19 protein-coding genes are annotated in these 16,463 nt (G+C 74.3%); 6 read left to right on the forward strand and 13 right to left on the reverse strand.

Features of this window, described 5'->3' with window-relative positions:
• Positions 1-234: 234 nt before the first annotated feature.
• Entirely contained in the window at positions 235-1,473 is a 1,239-nt protein-coding gene (locus AD017_RS10310) for an MFS transporter (RefSeq protein ID WP_082539065.1), read from the reverse strand.
• 92 nt (positions 1,474-1,565) lie between these two features.
• On the opposite strand from AD017_RS10310, the gene AD017_RS10315 reads away from it, so the two are divergent.
• Complete coding sequence (locus AD017_RS10315; protein WP_227012711.1) at positions 1,566-2,756, forward strand: class I SAM-dependent methyltransferase; 1,191 nt, start codon at positions 1,566-1,568, stop codon at positions 2,754-2,756.
• On the opposite strand, the gene AD017_RS10320 is transcribed toward AD017_RS10315, so the two are convergent.
• Both AD017_RS10320 and AD017_RS10325 read right to left on the reverse strand, forming a co-directional pair.
• On the reverse strand, positions 2,757-3,197 hold the full coding sequence (locus AD017_RS10320; RefSeq protein ID WP_010240416.1) for a VOC family protein: 441 nt from the start codon (positions 3,195-3,197) through the stop codon (positions 2,757-2,759).
• A 40-nt stretch (positions 3,198-3,237) separates the two neighbouring features.
• Positions 3,238-3,792: a GNAT family N-acetyltransferase gene (locus AD017_RS10325; RefSeq protein ID WP_010240415.1), complete on the reverse strand. Its 555-nt coding sequence runs from the start codon at positions 3,790-3,792 to the stop codon at positions 3,238-3,240.
• Between the two features lie 77 nt (positions 3,793-3,869).
• Between AD017_RS10325 and AD017_RS10330 the strand changes: the two genes are divergently transcribed.
• Together AD017_RS10330 and AD017_RS34475 are read left to right on the forward strand one after the other, a co-directional pair.
• On the forward strand, positions 3,870-4,895 hold the full coding sequence (locus AD017_RS10330) for an NAD(P)-dependent alcohol dehydrogenase (RefSeq protein WP_227012712.1): 1,026 nt from the start codon (positions 3,870-3,872) through the stop codon (positions 4,893-4,895).
• Complete coding sequence (locus tag AD017_RS34475) at positions 4,892-5,461, forward strand: hypothetical protein (protein WP_145982717.1); 570 nt, start codon at positions 4,892-4,894, stop codon at positions 5,459-5,461. Before AD017_RS10330 ends, AD017_RS34475 begins: the two co-directional genes overlap by 4 nt.
• 89 nt (positions 5,462-5,550) lie before the next feature.
• Here AD017_RS34475 and AD017_RS10340 read toward each other — a convergent pair whose 3' ends face one another.
• The 3 genes from AD017_RS10340 to AD017_RS10350 are packed head-to-tail and all read right to left on the reverse strand — an operon-like array spanning position 5,551 to position 7,552.
• Complete coding sequence (locus tag AD017_RS10340) at positions 5,551-6,297, reverse strand: hypothetical protein (protein ID WP_060574081.1); 747 nt, start codon at positions 6,295-6,297, stop codon at positions 5,551-5,553.
• The gene (locus AD017_RS10345) at positions 6,294-7,193 is read right to left on the reverse strand and encodes an ABC transporter ATP-binding protein (RefSeq protein WP_060574082.1); all 900 of its coding nucleotides are present in this window, start codon (positions 7,191-7,193) and stop codon (positions 6,294-6,296) included. The genes AD017_RS10340 and AD017_RS10345 overlap by 4 nt, the downstream gene beginning before the upstream one ends.
• A complete protein-coding gene (locus AD017_RS10350; protein WP_010240402.1) occupies positions 7,190-7,552 on the reverse strand; it encodes a GntR family transcriptional regulator in 363 nt (120 codons plus the stop codon). The genes AD017_RS10345 and AD017_RS10350 overlap by 4 nt, the downstream gene beginning before the upstream one ends.
• 119 nt (positions 7,553-7,671) lie before the next feature.
• Here AD017_RS10350 and AD017_RS10355 point away from each other — a divergent pair, with 119 nt between their 5' ends.
• A complete protein-coding gene (locus AD017_RS10355) occupies positions 7,672-8,013 on the forward strand; it encodes a helix-turn-helix transcriptional regulator (protein ID WP_060574083.1) in 342 nt (113 codons plus the stop codon).
• A complete protein-coding gene (locus tag AD017_RS10360) occupies positions 8,010-8,507 on the forward strand; it encodes an SRPBCC family protein (protein ID WP_060574084.1) in 498 nt (165 codons plus the stop codon). Before AD017_RS10355 ends, AD017_RS10360 begins: the two co-directional genes overlap by 4 nt.
• A 121-nt stretch (positions 8,508-8,628) precedes the next feature.
• On the opposite strand, the gene AD017_RS10365 is transcribed toward AD017_RS10360, so the two are convergent.
• The gene (locus AD017_RS10365) at positions 8,629-9,237 is read right to left on the reverse strand and encodes a hypothetical protein (protein ID WP_060574085.1); all 609 of its coding nucleotides are present in this window, start codon (positions 9,235-9,237) and stop codon (positions 8,629-8,631) included.
• A gap of 103 nt (positions 9,238-9,340) precedes the next feature.
• Here AD017_RS10365 and AD017_RS10370 point away from each other — a divergent pair, with 103 nt between their 5' ends.
• Complete coding sequence (locus AD017_RS10370; protein ID WP_060576334.1) at positions 9,341-10,030, forward strand: TetR/AcrR family transcriptional regulator; 690 nt, start codon at positions 9,341-9,343, stop codon at positions 10,028-10,030.
• Between the two features lie 12 nt (positions 10,031-10,042).
• Here the strand turns inward: AD017_RS10370 and AD017_RS10375 are convergent, their stop codons facing one another.
• The 6 genes from AD017_RS10375 to AD017_RS10400 form a co-directional block, all read right to left on the reverse strand.
• Positions 10,043-10,738, reverse strand: coding sequence for a hypothetical protein (locus AD017_RS10375; RefSeq protein ID WP_060574086.1), 696 nt, complete (start codon positions 10,736-10,738; stop codon positions 10,043-10,045).
• 17 nt (positions 10,739-10,755) lie between these two features.
• Positions 10,756-11,754: an ATP-binding cassette domain-containing protein gene (locus tag AD017_RS10380; protein ID WP_168170516.1), complete on the reverse strand. Its 999-nt coding sequence runs from the start codon at positions 11,752-11,754 to the stop codon at positions 10,756-10,758.
• 155 nt (positions 11,755-11,909) lie between these two features.
• Positions 11,910-12,548, reverse strand: coding sequence for a DedA family protein (locus AD017_RS10385; protein ID WP_212592092.1), 639 nt, complete (start codon positions 12,546-12,548; stop codon positions 11,910-11,912).
• A 70-nt stretch (positions 12,549-12,618) separates the two neighbouring features.
• On the reverse strand, positions 12,619-12,915 hold the full coding sequence (locus AD017_RS10390; RefSeq protein WP_010232566.1) for a Dabb family protein: 297 nt from the start codon (positions 12,913-12,915) through the stop codon (positions 12,619-12,621).
• A gap of 93 nt (positions 12,916-13,008) precedes the next feature.
• Positions 13,009-15,183 carry a 3-hydroxyacyl-CoA dehydrogenase NAD-binding domain-containing protein gene (locus AD017_RS10395; protein ID WP_060574088.1) on the reverse strand — a complete coding sequence of 725 codons (2,175 nt, stop codon included), beginning with the start codon at positions 15,181-15,183 and terminating at the stop codon, positions 13,009-13,011.
• A 34-nt stretch (positions 15,184-15,217) separates the two neighbouring features.
• Positions 15,218-16,438 carry an acetyl-CoA C-acetyltransferase gene (locus AD017_RS10400; RefSeq protein WP_010232569.1) on the reverse strand — a complete coding sequence of 407 codons (1,221 nt, stop codon included), beginning with the start codon at positions 16,436-16,438 and terminating at the stop codon, positions 15,218-15,220.
• Positions 16,439-16,463: the final 25 nt, after the last annotated feature.

Genomic DNA, 16,463 nt, shown 5'->3' on the forward strand with positions numbered 1-16,463 from the left:
CCGCTCCCGTCCGTGTCCGGCTTGTCCGATATGGCGGACGTTAGAGGCGTTCCGTGCACGACACCCACGCGTTCCACCCGTCGGTGGGGTGAGCCCACCCGGTCGTGGGTCCCCCGGCCCGGGCAGCGCGGTGACGATGCGGCAGCGGGCGCGGGACGGGCGGGCACCCGGTGACCGGGGTGACGCGGGAGAGGCACGAGGTGCCCCGCGTCCGGGTGGCGACGACGGCCGGGCTCAGCCGCGGCGGCCCGGCAGGGTCTCCGGCGCCCGCCACCACACCACGGCCGCCACCAGGGACAACGCGCCCGTCAGCGCGAAGGCGGGCCCGTACCCGAGTCCCTCCGCGAGGGCCCCGGCGACCAGCGGGCCGGCGATCGCGCCGAGATCGGCCGCCATCTGGAACCCCGCGAGCACCGGACCTCCGCTCGCCCGTTCCCCGATGACGTCCGCGACCGACGCGTTCAGCGGCGGGTTCACCAGACCGCTGCCCAGACCCGCGACGAGGGACAGGACCAGGAACAGCCACGGCGCCGACACGTAGCCGAGCACCGCGGTCGCGAGCCCGGACACCACGAGCCCGGCGATCAGCGGCGGCCGGCGGCCCGCTCGGTCGGCGACCCGACCGGCGAGCAGCAGGGTCGCCGCGTTCCCGACGGCGAAGACCGACAGCGCGACCCCGCCGAACGCGTCCTCCCGGCCGAGCGTCTCGACCACCATCAGCGGCACGAGCGCCACCCGGACACCGAAGACCGCCCAGCCGTTCGCGAAGTTCCCGATCAGCGACGCCCGGTACGCGCGGTGCCGCAGCGCCCCGGAGAACCGGGCGGCCGGGACCGGTCCGCCGTCGGCGGCCCCGTCGCCGTCGTCCGTACCGGCCCGCGCGGGACGGCGCAGCATCCGCCCGCACACCGCGAGGACCAGCACGAGCAGTCCGGCGTAGACCAGGAACGGGGCCCGGACGTCGATCGCGGCGAGCGTCCCGCCCAGCAGCGGGCCGCCGATGTTGCCGAGCAGGAACCCGGTCGCCCACACGCCGGTGGCCCGTCCGCGCAGGTGCGGGGGCGCGATCCGGACCAGCAGCGACACCGCCGAGATCGTGAACATCGTCGACCCGATCCCGGCGACGAGCCGGAGCGCGATCAGCTGCCAGTACGCCGTGGCGAAGGCCAGTTCCGCCGTCGTCACGGCGACCACGGCCAGACCCCACACGAACACCGGCAGCTCACCGAAGCGGCCCACGACCGAGCCGGCCAGCGGGGCGAAGACCAGCCGGGAGAACGCGAACACGCTGATCACCGCGGAGGCCGCCGTGATCCCGACGTCGAACGAGCGGACGAACGCGGGCAGCACCGGCGCGACCAGCCCGAACCCGACGGCGATCATGAAGGCGGCGCCGGCCAGGACGTGGATCTCGCGCGGCAGCGACTCCCGCGGGGCGGGTACGGCGGGGACCCGGTCGTCCTGCTCGACCACGGTCCCTCCTCCACTCTCCCGGCCGGGAGACGGTACGCCCGTGCCAGAGCCCGGTGCGCACCCGGCCGCCGGGCATCCGGGAGGGTGAGCGGGTGGATCGCGAGGACACCGCCTGGCTGGACCGGCTCGACGGGCCGGAGGGCACCGCGCTGCTCGACCGGCTCGCCGCGGCCGACCGCTCCGGCGACGCCGCGCTGCGGCTCGGCACCGCCCTGCGCCGCGAGTACGACGCGACGCTGGTCGCCGACGCGATGGCCGTCGCCGGGCTGCGGGACAAGGCGGCGGCGAAGTTCGCCCGTGCCCCGCGGATGTGGTTCACCCGCGACGGGCTGGAACAGGCGTCGTCGGAGTCGATCGCCCGGCACCGCGCGGCCCGCTACGCCGGCCGGGACCGGCTCACCGACCTGTGCTGCGGCATCGGCGGCGACCTGGTCGCCCTCGCCGCGGCCGGGCACGAGGTGACCGGCGTCGATCTCGACCCGGTGCACCTGTGGATGGCCGGGCGCAACGCCGCCGCCCACGACCGGAGCGTGCGGACCGTCCGCGGCGACGTCCGCGACGCCGACCTGACCGGCGCCGACGGGGTCTTCGTCGACCCGGCCCGGCGCGGTGCGGGGCGGCGGATGCGCACCGGGGACTCCGAGCCGCCGCTGGACTGGTGCCTCGCCCTGGCCGGACGGGTGGACGCCGTCGGGATCAAGGCCGCTCCCGGCATCGACCACGACACCGTCCCGGACGGCTGGGAGATCGAGTTCCTCGCGCTGGGCCGCGACCTCAAGGAGGCGGCGGTCTGGTCGCCCGCGCTGGCCGGGGCGCGCACCCGGGCCACCGTGGTCGACGGCGACGGCGTGCACTCCGTCGCCGGTGAGCCCGACCCCGAGGACGGGGACACCGGCGTCGCCGTCACCGGGCCGGGCGGCTGGCTGCTCGACCCGAACCCGGCGGTCACCCGCGCCGGCCTGGTGTCCGGGCTCGCCCGGAGCACCGGGACCAGCCGGATCGACCCCCGGGTCGCGTTCCTCACCGGCGACGACGAGCCGGGACCGACCCCGTTCGCGCGGCGCCTGCGCGTCATCGACTCCCGGCCCTGGGACCAGAAGCGGCTCCCGCGGGTGCTGCGCGACCTCGACGTCGGCGCGGTCGACGTGCGGCGCCGCGGCCTCGCCGGGGACGTCGACGCGCTCGCCCGCACGCTGCGCGGGCGCGGCTCGCGTCGGGCGACGGTCGTCATGACCCGGGTCGAGGACCGGCCGTGGGGCCTGGTCTGCGTCGACCCGGCGTAGCTAGCCGCGGCCGGGGAAGTGGATGAACTCGAGCGCGACGCCGTCCGGGCCCTGGAACTCCAGCGTCGCGTAGCGGGTGGGGTCGGTCCGGTCGACGACGCCGCCGTGCGGCACCGAGAGGGTGTCCAGCCAGGCCGCCCAGTCGTCCAGCGTCGCGCGGTCGGCGACGCCGAAGGCCAGGTGGTCGAGCGCACCGCGGACCGGGCCGCCGTCGCCGTCCGCCGGGGCGTGCAGCTCGATCATGACGCCGGTCGCGGGGTCGAGCAGCAGCGCCGCTTTCTCCGGGTCGCCGCCGCCGGCGTCGTGGTGCGGGAAGGTCATCGGCAACCGTTGGAGCCCGAGCACGCGCTGGTACCAGGTGGCGCTGGACTCCACGTCGGAGACGACCGCCGACACGTGGTGGAAGCCGGTGACCGTCGGCCGCTCGATGCCCGAAGCCATCTCCCACCCTTTCCCGTCCCGTCGCCGATGCGGCGCCCAGTCAACACCCGCGGCCCGTCCGGCGTCCGGCCGCCGGGCCGCCATCATGATCGACGGTGGGCAGCCGCGCCGTCACCGTCCCCTCCGTGCCCGGTGCCGTAGCGGCGCCGAGCGTGCGGAGGAGGCCCCGTGCGCCGTGGTTGGACGCGGTCGTCCGGGCGACGAGCGGTGCGCCGGACGCGGCCACGGACTGCTCCGAGCGGAGCAGGCGCAGTGCGGCGGTACCGGTCCCCCGGCCGCGGTCGCCGCGCGCGAGCCAGATCCCGACCTCGTCGCCGTCCGCTCCCGGCTCGACGCGGACCGCCCCGGCGGCCCGGCCACCGGACCGGACCACCCAGGTGCGCTCGACCGGATCCGCGGCCAGCGCCCGCCCGCGGTGGAAGGCCAGGAACCCCGTCCGCAGCCGCTCGTCCCAGCCGGCCCCGTCCGGTGCCGGCATCACCTCCGCGGGCGCCGCCCCGGCCACGGCCGCCTCCAGCAGCTCGGCCAGCCCCGCCTCGTCGAGCGGGACGAGCGCGACGTCCGGGTCCGTGCCGGAATCCGTGCCGGGGTCCATGGCCGACAGCCTGGCCCGGAACGCCTCCCGCCGCGAGCGCGTTGCCGGGCGGGTCGCCGCGTGCCACCGTCGTCGTCGTGATCGCGTCCGCCGAGGTGCCCGAGTCGATGCGGTGCAGCGTGCTGCGCGCCGCCGGTGACCTGGAGGTGCGGCAGCGGGCGGTGCCCCACCCCGGGCCGCGCGAGGTGCTGGTCCGGGTGGGCGCGGTCGGCACCTGCGGGTCCGACGTGCACTACTTCCGGCACGGCCGGATCGGCGAGTTCGTGGTGCGCGAGCCGCTGGTGCTCGGGCACGAGCCGTCGGGACGGGTCGTCGCCGTCGGTCCCGGGGTCGACGCCGCCCGGATCGGCGAGCGGGTGTCGCTGGAGCCCGGCGTCCCCTGCCGGCGCTGCCGGTACTGCCACACCGGTGCCTACAACCTGTGCCCGGACATCGTCTTCTTCGCGACGCCGCCGGTGGACGGCGCGTTCGCCGAGTACGTCACGATCGCCGACGACTTCGCCCACCCGGTGCCCGACCACGTGTCGGACGACGCGGCCGCGCTGCTCGAACCGCTCTCCGTGGCGATCTGGGCCAACCGGAAGGCCGGGACCGGCCTCGGGTCGCGGCTGCTCGTCGCGGGGGCCGGGCCGATCGGGCTGCTGGTCGCCCAGGTGGCCGCCGTGCAGGGCGCGGCCGAGATCCTGGTCAGCGACCCGGACCCGGTGCGCCGCGAGCTCGCCCGCGCGTTCGGTGCGACGGCGACGCTCGACCCGGCCGCCGACGCCGTGTCCACGTCGGACGCCGTCGACGCCTTCGTGGACTGCTCCGGCGTCGCGCCCGCGGTGGCCGCCGGGCTGCGCGCCGTGCGGCCCGGCGGGACGGTGGTGCTGGTCGGCATGGGTGCCGACGAGATGACGCTGCCGGTCTCCGCGCTGCAGTCCCGGGAGATCGTCCTGACCGGCACCTTCCGCTACGCCAACACCTGGCCCACCGCGGTGCGCCTCGCCGCGTCCGGGTCGGTCGACCTGGACCGGCTGGTGACCGGGCACGTCGACCTCGACCACGTCGGGGACGCGCTCGACCCCGGGCCGTCCCAGGTGAAGATCATGGTCCGTCCGTGACCCCTGCCGTACTGGCTGCCCGGCCGGGCTGGGAACGGCGGGCCGCCGCCCTGGTGCGCTCCGCCCCGGCGGGACCGGCCGGGAACCGGCTGGTCACCGTCGACGGGTTCTCCGGCGCCGGGAAGACCACCCGCTCCGGCGAGCTGGCCCGCGAGCTGGGGGCGCCGCTGCTGGAGATCGAGGACCTCTGCCCCGGCTGGGCCGGCCTGCCCCGTGCGCCGGAGCTGGCCCGGCACGGGATCGGCGAGCCGCTCGCGGCCGGGCGGACGCTGCGCTGGACGTCGTGGGACTGGGAGCGCGACCGGCCCGGGCCGGAGCGGGAGCAGCCGCCGGCGGCCGTCGTCGTGCTGGAGGGGTGCGGGGCGGGCGCCGCGCCGCTGGCACCGGTCACGTCGCTGGTGGTGTGGGTGGACGTGCCGGCGGACGTCCGGGAGGAACGGCTGCGGGCGCGTCCGGACTGGCCGCTGTACCGGCCCCACCGGGACGGGTGGCGGCGTGCCGAGGAGGAGCTGGCGGCGGACGGCCGCACCCGGGAGCGGGCCGGCCTGCTGCTGGTCGACCACTGACGGCACACGCGTCCGCGGCCCGGCACCACCCCCAGGAGGTGCCGGACCACGGAGCGCGGATCGGCCGGGTCCCCCGCCCGGCCGTGGTCTCAGGGCCGCGCGCGGCGGACGACCAGGTACCCACCCGCCGTCGCGACGGCCGCGAGGATCAACGGCCAGCCGGCCATCAGCACCACGGTGGGCGTGTCGACGAAGAACCGTCCGAAGACGACCCAGGCGTCCTGCCAGGTCACCGCGACGACCACCGCCCCCAGCGCGAGCACGATGCCGACCATGACCGCCCACACCCCGACCTGGCCCCAGCGGCGGAAGACCGCGCCGATCGCGACGAACACGAGCGCGATCGTCAGCAGCGGCACCCAGTAGGTCACGACCTGCAGGAGGACGTTCTGCTCGGGCATGAACGTCATCGAGAAGAAGTCCATCCCGATGCCCCAGCCCGCGGTGGCCCGCTCCAGCTCCAGCAGCACGGTCAGCGCGACGGCGTGCACCAGCGTCTCCGCGGCCAGCAGCAGGCAGATGCCCGCGTAGAAGTGCTTGCGGGTGAGACCCAGGCTCAGCGCGAACGGCATCACCTGGGTCATCGCGGTGAGGTAGAAGCCCCCCACGATGAAGAACAGGGCGGAGACCGCGCCCGTCGTGCCCGCGCCGGCGTCGTCGACGTTGGCCCGGATCGTCCACCAGATCGCGAAGTTCACCGCGAAGATGGCGGCCAGGATCAGCCACGGCCCCCCGACCCGCTCCCGGACGTCGACCATGTTCATCCGCAGGGCCGCGCCGATCCGGCTCGTGCCGGTGACGGGCCGCTCGGGCGCGGTGGTGACGGCGGCGGTCACGACAGGACCTCCCGGTCGGTGCGGGCCCCGTCGACACGGGGCCCGGAGTTCAGCTGCGTGGTGCGGACGACGAGCTGCTGCAGCGAGACCGGCTCGAACTGCAGGTCCGGCTGGGCCGGCTCCGGGCGTGCCCCGGAGAGCGTGACCCGCAGGAACCCGCCGAGCTGCTCGCGGTGGAGCTCCACGTGCCCGCGGGCGAAGCGCTCCACCGGCTCGACCGGCCCGGTGACGGTGACGGCGCGCCCCCGCAGGTCCTCCGCGTCGGAGTCGATCAGCACCCGGCCCTGGTCGATCAGCACGACGTGCTCGATCAGGTCGGACACCTCGTCGATCAGGTGGGTGGACAGCACCACCGTGCGGGGATGCTCGGCGTAGTCGGCGAGCAGGCGGTCGTAGAACAGCTGCCGGGCGACGGCGTCGAGACCGAGGTAGGGCTCGTCGAAGAAGGTCAGCGGGGCCCGCGAGGCGAGGCCGACGACCACGCCGACAGCGGACTGCTGGCCGCGGGAGAGCTTCTTGCAGGCCCGGTTCGCCGGCAGCCCGAACTCGGCGACGAGCTGGTCGGCGAAGGCCTGGTCCCAGTGCGGGTAGACGGACGCCGCGGCGCGCAGGGCGTGCCGGACCTTGTAGGCGTCCGGGTACTTCAGCGACTCGCGGATGAAGCAGGTGCGGGCGAGGACCGGGGCGTTCTCGTAGGGCCGCTCGCCGAAGATCTCCGCGGTGCCGGACGTCGCGAAGTTCTGCGCGGTGAGGATCTGCATCGCGGTGGTCTTGCCGGCGCCGTTGCGGCCGAGCAGGCCGTGGATGCGGTTCTCCTCGAGCGTGAAGCTCACGTCGTCCAGTGCGGTCACGTCGCCGTAGCTCTTGGTCACGCCGTGCATCGCGATCACGCTCATCGCTCGTCCCCCCAGACGTCGATCATCTTCTTCAGCTGCTCCGGGTCGAGCCCGATCTTGCGTGCCTCGGTGACCAGCGGAGCGATGTACCGGCGGGCGAAGTCCTCCCGCCTGCTCTCCAGCAAACGGGTCCGCGCCCCCTCGGCCACGAACATCCCGATCCCCCGTCTCTTGTAGAGGACACCCTCGCTGACCAGCTGGTTCAGCCCCTTCGCCGCGGTCGCCGGGTTGATCCGGTGGAACGCGGCGAGCTCGTTGCTGGACGGGACCTGGGTCTCCTCGGGGTAGGTCCCGTCCACCACCGCGGAGGTGATCTCCCCGGCGATCTGCACGAACAGCGGGCGGCCGTCGTCGTTCACGGCGACCTCCCGGTGTTGTAGTGCGGTGGTTCATTACTCATGTAATGAACCATAGAGCCGAAGAACCTCTCCGTCCAGCCGGCCTTCTATTTCCGTCGTGTCTTATATAAGCTGCGACCGTGCACGCGTTCGACGTCCTGGGCGACCCCGTCCGGCGCCGGATCCTCGAGCTGCTGGCCCGCGGCGAACACACCGCGGGCCGCGTCACCGAGGTCATCCGGGCCGAGTTCGGGATCTCCCAGCCTGCCGTGTCGCAGCAGCTGAAGGTGTTGCGGGAGAACGGATTCGCCACCGTCCGGGCGGAGGGGACGCGGCGCATCTACGCCGTCGACCAGTCCGGAGTGGACGACGCCGGGCAGTGGCTCGACGGGCTGCGCGCCTTCTGGTCGCAGCGCCTCGACGCACTGGACACCGAGCTCGCGCGCGGCCGTCGTCACCGCCGGAAAGGGACCTCCGCATGACCGCGACACCCGGAACCGTGACCCGCGATCCCGACGGACGGGCACGACTCACCTTCCGCCGCACGTTCCCCGAGCCCGTGGACGACGTCTGGTCGGCGATCACCGATCCCGGCCGGTGCGCCCGCTGGTTCGGCACCTGGACCGGCGACGCCCGGCCCGGCGGGACCGTCCGGCTCAGCCTGACCAGCGACGAGGACGGTGGTGGCCCGCCGTCCGACGCCCGGATCGTCGTCTGCGAGCCGCCGCACGAGCTGGCCGTGGAGATCGCCGAGGAGTCGGGGCCGCCGTGGGAGCTGGCCGTCTCGCTCACCCCGGACCCGCCGTCGGGGACCGTGCTCGTGTTCGAGCACGTGCTGCCGGACGGGTTCTCCCCCGCCGACGCCGGGCCGGGCTGGCACTGGTACCTCGACCGGCTCGCCGCGACCCTCTCGGACTCGGCGATGCCCGACTGGGAGGAGACCCTGGCCGCGAACGGCCCACACTACCCCCGCTGATCCCGCCGCCCGGGACGTCGGGACGCACGGTACGGCCCCGCCGAGGGCCGTACCGTGCAGCTCGATCGCGCGGCCTGCGGGCGGGCCCCGGCGCGGCCTGTCGGCTTCAGGTGCTGCGGGGTCAGGCCGGCGCGAGGGCGGGACGCGCACGCGTCCGCGTGGCCGCCGCCAGGAGCAGGCAGCCCGCCGCCAGCAGGACGCCGTGGGCGATCCGCAGACCGGGCGACGCGAAGAACTGCGGCAGGTACAGGACCAGCCCGGCCGCGAACACGCCTGCCGCGGCCACCGGGACGGTGCCGCCGCTGCGCCGTGCCGCCACCAGCACCGCGACGCCCGCCGCCGCCAGCGCGAGCAGGCCGGCGGCGAACGTCGTCACCGCCCAGGGGTCCATCCGGATCGCCTCGCCGACCGCCACCGCGTCCGGGCCGGTGAGCCGTCCCAGCGCGAACGCCTCGGCGCCGTAGTAGGGCAGCACCAGCGCCGCCCCGCTCCCGGCCGCCACGACACCGAACCGGGCCGCACCCTCCCCCGCGGTGCCGTGCAGCCGCTGCCGCACCGCGACCAGTCCGGGGACGAGCAGCGCGAAACCGAGCACCCCGAGCAGGTGCGAGGGCACCCACCACGGCTGTGCCCACACCTGCGGGCCGTCCACGTACGGGCGCAGCGCCGGGTACGCCGCGAACGCCACCCCCGCCACGCCGAGTGCCACCGCGCCACCGTTCCGCACCATCCCGCATCCCCTCTCCCGAACGACGAGAGCAATGCTCTCCTCTCGGAGCGCCAATCGCAAGAGCGATGCTCTCGAATGTGACCGGTGGTCTACCGTGGTGCGGATGAACGCCTCCCGCACGGCCCGCGAACGGGCCCGCACCGAGCTCGTCGCCGAGATCACCGCGGCCGCCCGCAGGCAGCTGGCCGAGACCGGGGCCGCCGCGCTGTCGATGCGCGCGGTGTCCCGGGAGATCGGGATGGTGTCGTCCGCGCTGCACCGGTACTTCCCGACCCGCGACGACCTGCTCACCGCGCTGATCGTGCAGAGCTACGAGGCCCTCGCCGGCGCCGTCGGCCCGGCCGCGCGCGCCGAGCCGGACCCCGCGGGCCGCTGGCGGGCGATCGCCCGCGCGGTGCGCACCTGGGCACTGGCGCACCCGCACGAGTACGCGCTGATCTACGGCTCCCCCGTCCCCGGCTACCGGGCGCCCGCCGAGACCGTCCCGTCGGCCGCCCGGGTGATCGCCCCGTTCGCGGAGCTGCTCGCCGACGCGCACGCCGCCGGCACGCTGCGGGTGCCCGAGGACACCGCGTCCGCTCCGGCGGGCGACGCCGCGCGGCTGCGGGACGCGCTCGGGACCCCGGACCTGCCCGACGCCGCGCTCCTGGCCGGCGTCACCGCGTGGACCGGCGTGTTCGGGCACGTCTCGTTCGAGCTGTTCGGCCAGTTCGAGAACGTCCTCGAGGACCGCGACGCCGTCTTCGAGGGCACCGTCGAGCGCCTCGGCCGCCTCGCCGGGCTGGTCCCCTGACCGCGGGCGCCCTCAGGAGCCGGGCCGGATCCGCTCCACCAGCGCCGACCACGAGTCCCGCCAGGACGCGAACCGCCCCTGCTCGACCCGCACCACCAGGGTGAGCGCCGCGACGGCGACGAGGACGGCCAGCAGCAGGTCGCCGAACGGGCCCAGCCCGCCGCGCCCGTTGCCCAGCGACGCCGCGGCCGTCCCGACCGGCGGCAGCCAGGAACTCGTCCCGGTGACCACCAGGACCGTCAGGGCGGCGACGAGCGCCACGCCCTGGCTGCGGAACAGCGGCCGCGCGAACACCGATCCGACGGCGGCGCCGGTGATCCCGCAGGCCAGGTGCGCCAGCAGGCCGTCGAGCAGGCCACCCGTCGTCGCCGTGCCCCAGGCGGCGACCACCCCCCACACGACGGCGACGAGACCGAGCGCGGCCACCCCGGCCGTCGCCGCCAGCAGCACCCCGGCGGCGACCGGCAGAGGCCCGCCCGCGGCGGACAGCGTCACGGTGCGGGCGGTGTCGTCCTCCGTCTCGGCGACCGCGTGCGCCAGCCAGGCACCCACCGGGTACAGCAGCAGGGCGCTCGCCGCCCACGGCTCCGGGAGCGGCCCGGGTGCCCCGCCGAAGAGGATCGCGAGGAAGCCGACGTAGAGCACGGCGGGCGCGATGAACCGCTCGGACCGCGCGACGTCCTCACCCAGCAGCATGGCCACGGCCACGGCGGAACGGGCCCTCCTCACCACGCGGGCCCCCGTGCGCCGCGGCGCGGGCGCGCGGCGCGGTGGGCCTCGGCGTAGGGGGTCCGGTCGGGCTGCGGCGCCGCCCCGGGGCCGTCGCCCACCGGGCCGGACGCACCCCTCGGCGTCCGGCCGGAGGGCGCGCCGTCCCGGGGCCGCTCGGTACGGACCGGGCGCACGGACCGGACGGCACATCCGGCGGAGAGGGCGGCGGTGAGCCAGGCGTCGGCCTCCGGGGCGGGCACCCGCACGGTGAAGCGGCCCGGGGCGGCGCCCTCGACCCGCGCCGGCGGCAGGACCTGCTCGATCAACGGGCGAGGATCGCCGGCGCACGCCAGGTCGATCCGCATCATCGCGCCGGGTGGCGGCGCCGCCGGCAACGGCACCGACTCGGGATCGGCGTCGGTCGCGATCCGGCCCTCCCGGAGCCGGTGCACCCGTGCCCCGGGCAGCTCGAGGGCGGTTCCGGTGTGGTCGGTGACCAGGGTCGCCCCGGTGCGGCCGGCGAGCAGCCGGGTGAGGGCGTCGGCGGCGTCGTCGTCGAGGCCGGACCAGGGCTCGTCCAGGACGAGCGCGCCCGGGTCGCACACCAGTGCCTGGACGAGGCCGATCTTCTGGGTGTTGCCCTTGGAGAGCTCGGCCATCGGCTCGTCGTCGTCACCGTCGTAGCCGAGCTCGGTGAGCAGCTCGTCGGCCCGGTCGAGGAGGTCGTCGGGCTCGAGCCCGCGGACCCGGGCGAGGTGGTCGAGCCAGCGCCGCGGCGGGATCTTCATCGTGGCGGGGAACCGGTCGGGCAGGTACCCGACGACGGCGGGCCGGTCCTCGACCGCACCCGCGGTGGGCACCACGGCGCCCGCGGCGATCCGCAGCAGGGTCGACTTCCCCGCGCCGTTCCCACCGCGCAGCACGGTGGCGACGGCCGGATCGACGTCCAGGTCGACACCCCGCAGCGCGACCGTCCCGGACGCATGGGTGTGGTGGATGCCGACGAGGCGCACGACCACCTCCACCTGTCCGACGGCTCCGAGTTCGCCGATCAGGTTCGCACAGCACGACGGACGGGCTCCCAGCCGGTAGCACAGCGCTGCACGCCGTGGTGGGACCGGCACGCAGGGCGTCCGGATTCACCCGCCCGTCGCAGCGGGCCGTGTACTCAGCGCGGCGCTGCGTCGGCCTCCTCCACCCCGCCGCGGGCGCGACGCTGCCGGACCTTCCGCCAGACCAGCCACACCAGGACGAGCGCGCCGGCCACCGCGACGACCTTGCTGATCGGCGACATGTAGCCCTCGACGACCTCCCAGCGCTCCCCGAGCGCGAACCCGAGGTAGACGAACAGGGCGTTCCACACGGCGCTGCCGAGCGTGGAGAGCGCCGTGAACCGGGACAGCGGCATCCCGGCGATGCCGGCCGGGATCGAGATCAGGCTCCGGACGATCGGGATGCACCGTCCCCCGAGCACGAACCAGCTGCCGTAGCGCTCGAAGAGGACGAGTCCCTTCTCCAGGTCCTTCTGGCTGGAGAGGACGAACCAGCGCTTCCCGGCGAGGGCGTGCACCCGCTCGAAGCCCAGCCACGACCCCAGGGCGTAGAGGACGAGCGCACCGGCGACGGCGCCGATCGTCGCGGCCGCCCAGACCCCGATCGGGTCCATCGCGCCGGTCGACGCACGGAACCCGCCGAGCGGGAGGATGACCTCCGACGGGATCGGCGGGATCACGTTCTCCAGGAAGATCAGCAAGCCGATCCCGGCCGCGCCGAGCCGGTCCACGATGTCGAACACCCATTGCGTCACGCCCACCATGGTGCATGTCCGGCGAACCGGACATCGTCCGGGATCACCCGGAGTGACTCCCGGACCCGCGTCAGCCGGGCAGCCGGAACTGGATCCGCTCGATCGAGGTGCACAGCGGGGCGACCATCTCGCGCCGGATCCGGTTGTGCTCGTCGTCGGCGTCGTAGATCCGGTACGACTCCTCGTCGGGCAGGTCGAGGGTCAGCACGAAGTGTGCGTTGCCCTCGCGGAGCCCCAGGTCGAGACCGGCCATGAGGTCCAGGTCGAGGCCCTCGACCTCGAGGTCGCGCAGCGCCTGCAAGCCCTTCTCGATCTCCGCGGGACCGACCCCGTCCTTCAGCCGTCCCACGACCACGTTGCGGATCATCCGCCGACCCTACGACGGCCGGGACGACCCCCACGACGACACCGAGGCCCCGCCGGCCAGGGTGCCGGCGGGGCCTCGGTGGGCGGAACGGGATCAGGCGGCCGCGGTGGCCGACTCCCCCTTCGCGGCCCGGTCACGCAGGCTCTGCGGGACGTCGAACCGGTCGCCGTAGGACGCCTTGAGCTCGTCCGCGCGCGCGACGAAGCCGGCCGGGCCACCGGGGTAGCCCTCGATGTACTGGAGCACGCCACCGGTCCAGGCCGGGAAGCCGATGCCGAAGATCGAGCCGATGTTGGCGTCGGCCACGGTCTCCAGCACGCCCTCGTCGACGCAACGCACGGTCTCGATCGACTCGATGAACAGCATGCGCTCCGACAGCTCGTGCAGGTCGACGTCGTGGTTCGTCGCGCCGAACTGCTCGCGCAGGCCCGGCCAGAGCCCGGCGCGCTTGCCGTCGGAGTACTCGTAGAACCCGGCGCCCGAGCTCTTGCCCTTGCGGTCGTACTCGTCGAGCATCCGGTCGATCACCGCGTCGGACGGGTGCGGGGTCCAGGTGCCACCGGCGGCCTCGACGCCCTTCTTCGTCTCCTCGCGGATCTTGCGCGGCAGCGTCAGGGTCAGCTCGTCCATCAGCTGCAGCACCGGGGCCGGGTACCCGGCCTGCGACGACGCCTGCTCGATCGTCTGCGGGTCGATGCCCTCGGCGATCATCGCGACACCCTCGTTGATGAAGGTGCCGATCACGCGGCTGGTGAAGAACCCGCGGGAGTCGTTGACGACGATCGGCGTCTTCTTGATCCCGAGCGTGAGGTCGAACGCCTTGGCCAGGGCCTCGTCGTTGGTCCGCTCGCCCTTGATGATCTCGACCAGCGGCATCTTGTCCACCGGCGAGAAGAAGTGCAGGCCGATGAAGTCGTCCGGCCGGTCGACGCCCTTCGCGAGCTCGGTGATCGGCAGGGTCGAGGTGTTCGAGCACAGCAGCGCGTCCGGCTGGATGTGCTTGGCCGCCTCGCGGAACACCTCCTGCTTGAGCTCGACCGACTCGAACACGGCCTCGATGACGACGTCGCAGCCGGCGAGATCGGCGTAGTCGTCGGTCGGGGTGATCCGGCCGAGCAGGGCGTCGCCCTTCTCCTGGGTGGTCTTCCCGCGGGAGACGCCCTTCTCGACCAGGCTCTGCGAGTACGCCTTGCCCTTGTCGGCCGCCTCCTTCGAGACGTCCTTCAGGACGACGTCCCAGCCGGCGAGCGAGCAGACGTAGGCGATGCCCGCGCCCATCATCCCGGCGCCGAGCACGGCGACCTTGGTGGGCTGCCACTTCTCGGGGCCGTCCGGGCGGGACTTGCCGCCGTTGATCGCGTTCAGGTCGAAGAAGAACGCCTTGGTCATGTTCTTCGAGACCTGGCCGGTGACGAGCTCGGCGAAGTACCGGCCCTCGATCCGCAGCGCGGTGTCGAAGTCGACCTGGGAGCCCTCGACGGCCGCGGCCAGGATGTTGCGCGGGGCCGGCATCGGGGCGCCCTTGAGCTGCTTGCGCAGGTTCGCCGGGAAGGCGGGCAGGATCGAGGCCAGCGACGGGTTCGACGGGGTGCCGCCGGGGATCTTGTACTTCGGCTTGTCCCAGGGCTGCGCGGCCTCCGGGTTCGCCGCGATCCACGCCTTGGCCTTCGCCAGCACCTCGTCGGGCGTGGTGGCCAGCTCGTCGACGATCCCCAGCTCGAGGGCCTTGGCCGGCTTGTGCCGCTGGCCCTGCGCGAGGACGTTCATGAAGCCGTTGGCGATGCCGAGCATCCGGGTGATGCGGGTGACGCCGCCGCCCCCGGGGAGCAGGCCCAGCGAGACCTCCGGCAGGCCGTAGACGACGCCCTTGGCGTCGATCCCGACCCGGTGGTGGCACGCCAGCCCGATCTCCAGGCCACCGCCGAGCGCGGTGCCCGCCATCGCGGCGACGACGGGCTTGCCGAGGGTCTCCAGCTTGCGCAGCTGGGCCTTGACCTCGGTGACGTTCTCGAACACCTGGGCGCCGTCGTCCGGGCCGGCGGACGAGAGCTGCTCCAGGTCGCCACCGGCGAAGAAGGTCTTCTTCGCCGAGGTGACGATCACGCCGGTGATGTCGTCCTTCGCGGCGACGAGTTCGTCGACGACCTCGCCCATGGCCGCCTTGTAGCGGTCGTTCATGGTGTTGGCGCTGCGGCCGGGGTCGTCGAGGGTGACGATCGCGATCCCGTCCGCGTCCTTCTCCCAGCGGACGGCCTTCTGCTCACTCACTGTGATTCGTTCCTTCCGAAGTCCGCTGCCGGTCTCACACACGCTCGACGATGGTCGCGATGCCCATGCCGCCGCCCACGCACAGCGTGGCGAGGCCACGGCGCAGGTCGCGGCGCTCGAGCTCGTCGACCAGGGTGCCGAGGATCATCGCGCCGGTGGCGCCGAGCGGGTGGCCCATCGCGATGGCGCCGCCGTTGACGTTGGTCTGCTCGGCCGAGATGCCCATGTCACGCATGTAGCGCAGGGCGACCGCGGCGAACGCCTCGTTGATCTCGAAGAGGTCGATGTCGTCGACGGTGAGGCCGGCCTTGGCGAGCGCCTTCTTCGACGCCGGTGCCGGGCCCGTCAGCATGATCGTCGGGTCGGCGCCGGACAGCGCGGTGGCGACGATCCGGGCCCGCGGGGTCAGGCCGTTGGCCTTCCCGGCCGCCTCGGTGCCGATCAGCGTCAGCGCGGCGCCGTCGACGATGCCCGACGAGTTCCCGGCGTGGTGGACGTGGTCGATCTGCTCGACCCAGTGGTACTGCTGCAGCGCGACGGCGTCGAACCCGCCGTCGCGGCCCATCATCTCGAACGACGGCTTCAGCCCGCCCAGGCTCTCCAGCGTGGCGCCGGCCCGCACGTGCTCGTCGCGGTCGAGGATCGTCAGACCGTTGCGGTCCTTCACCGGGACCACCGAGTTGGCGAAGTACCCGTTCGCCCACGCCTTGGCGGCGCGGGTCTGGGACTCGACGGCGAAGGTGTCGACGTCCTCGCGGGAGAAGCCCTCGAGGGTGGCGATCAGGTCGGCGCCGATGCCCTGCGGCACGAAGCCGGTCTCGTAGGCGGTGTCCGGGTCCATCGCCCAGGCGCCGCCGTCGGAACCCATCGGCACGCGGCTCATGGCCTCGACGCCACCGGCGACGACCATCTCCTCCATGCCCGAACGCACCTTCTGGGTGGCGGTGTTGACCGCCTCCAGCCCGGAGGCGCAGAACCGGTTGAGCTGGACACCGGCGACGGTGTCGGGCAGACCGGCGGCGATGGCGGCGGTCTTGGCGATGTCACCGCCCTGGTCGCCGACCGGGGAGACGACGCCGAGCACCAGGTCGTCGATGACGGCCGGGTCGAGCTCGGGGTTGCGGGCGCGCAGCTCGTCGATCAGACCGACCACCAGGGAGATCGGCTTGACCTCGTGCAGCGAGCCGGAGGCCTTGCCCCGGCCGCGCGGTGTGCGGATCGCGTCGTAGATGTAGGCCTCGGGGATCTCGCTCATCCGAACCTCTCGTGGGTGGTCGGGC

It is taken from the genome of Pseudonocardia sp. EC080619-01 (assembly GCF_001420995.1).
GTDB lineage: Bacteria > Actinomycetota > Actinomycetes > Mycobacteriales > Pseudonocardiaceae > Pseudonocardia.

Coding starts and splice junctions, on each gene's coding strand:
- AD017_RS10390 (WP_010232566.1), bottom strand. CDS start 12,915: ATGATCCGCAACGTGGTCGTGGGACGGCTGAAGGACGGGGTCGGTCCC.
- AD017_RS10365 (WP_060574085.1), bottom strand. CDS start 9,237: ATGGTGCGGAACGGTGGCGCGGTGGCACTCGGCGTGGCGGGGGTGGCG.
- AD017_RS10360 (WP_060574084.1), top strand. CDS start 8,010: ATGACCGCGACACCCGGAACCGTGACCCGCGATCCCGACGGACGGGCA.
- AD017_RS10370 (WP_060576334.1), top strand. CDS start 9,341: ATGAACGCCTCCCGCACGGCCCGCGAACGGGCCCGCACCGAGCTCGTC.
- AD017_RS10400 (WP_010232569.1), bottom strand. CDS start 16,438: ATGAGCGAGATCCCCGAGGCCTACATCTACGACGCGATCCGCACACCG.
- AD017_RS10320 (WP_010240416.1), bottom strand. CDS start 3,197: ATGGCTTCGGGCATCGAGCGGCCGACGGTCACCGGCTTCCACCACGTG.
- AD017_RS10345 (WP_060574082.1), bottom strand. CDS start 7,193: ATGAGCGTGATCGCGATGCACGGCGTGACCAAGAGCTACGGCGACGTG.
- AD017_RS10325 (WP_010240415.1), bottom strand. CDS start 3,792: ATGGACCCCGGCACGGATTCCGGCACGGACCCGGACGTCGCGCTCGTC.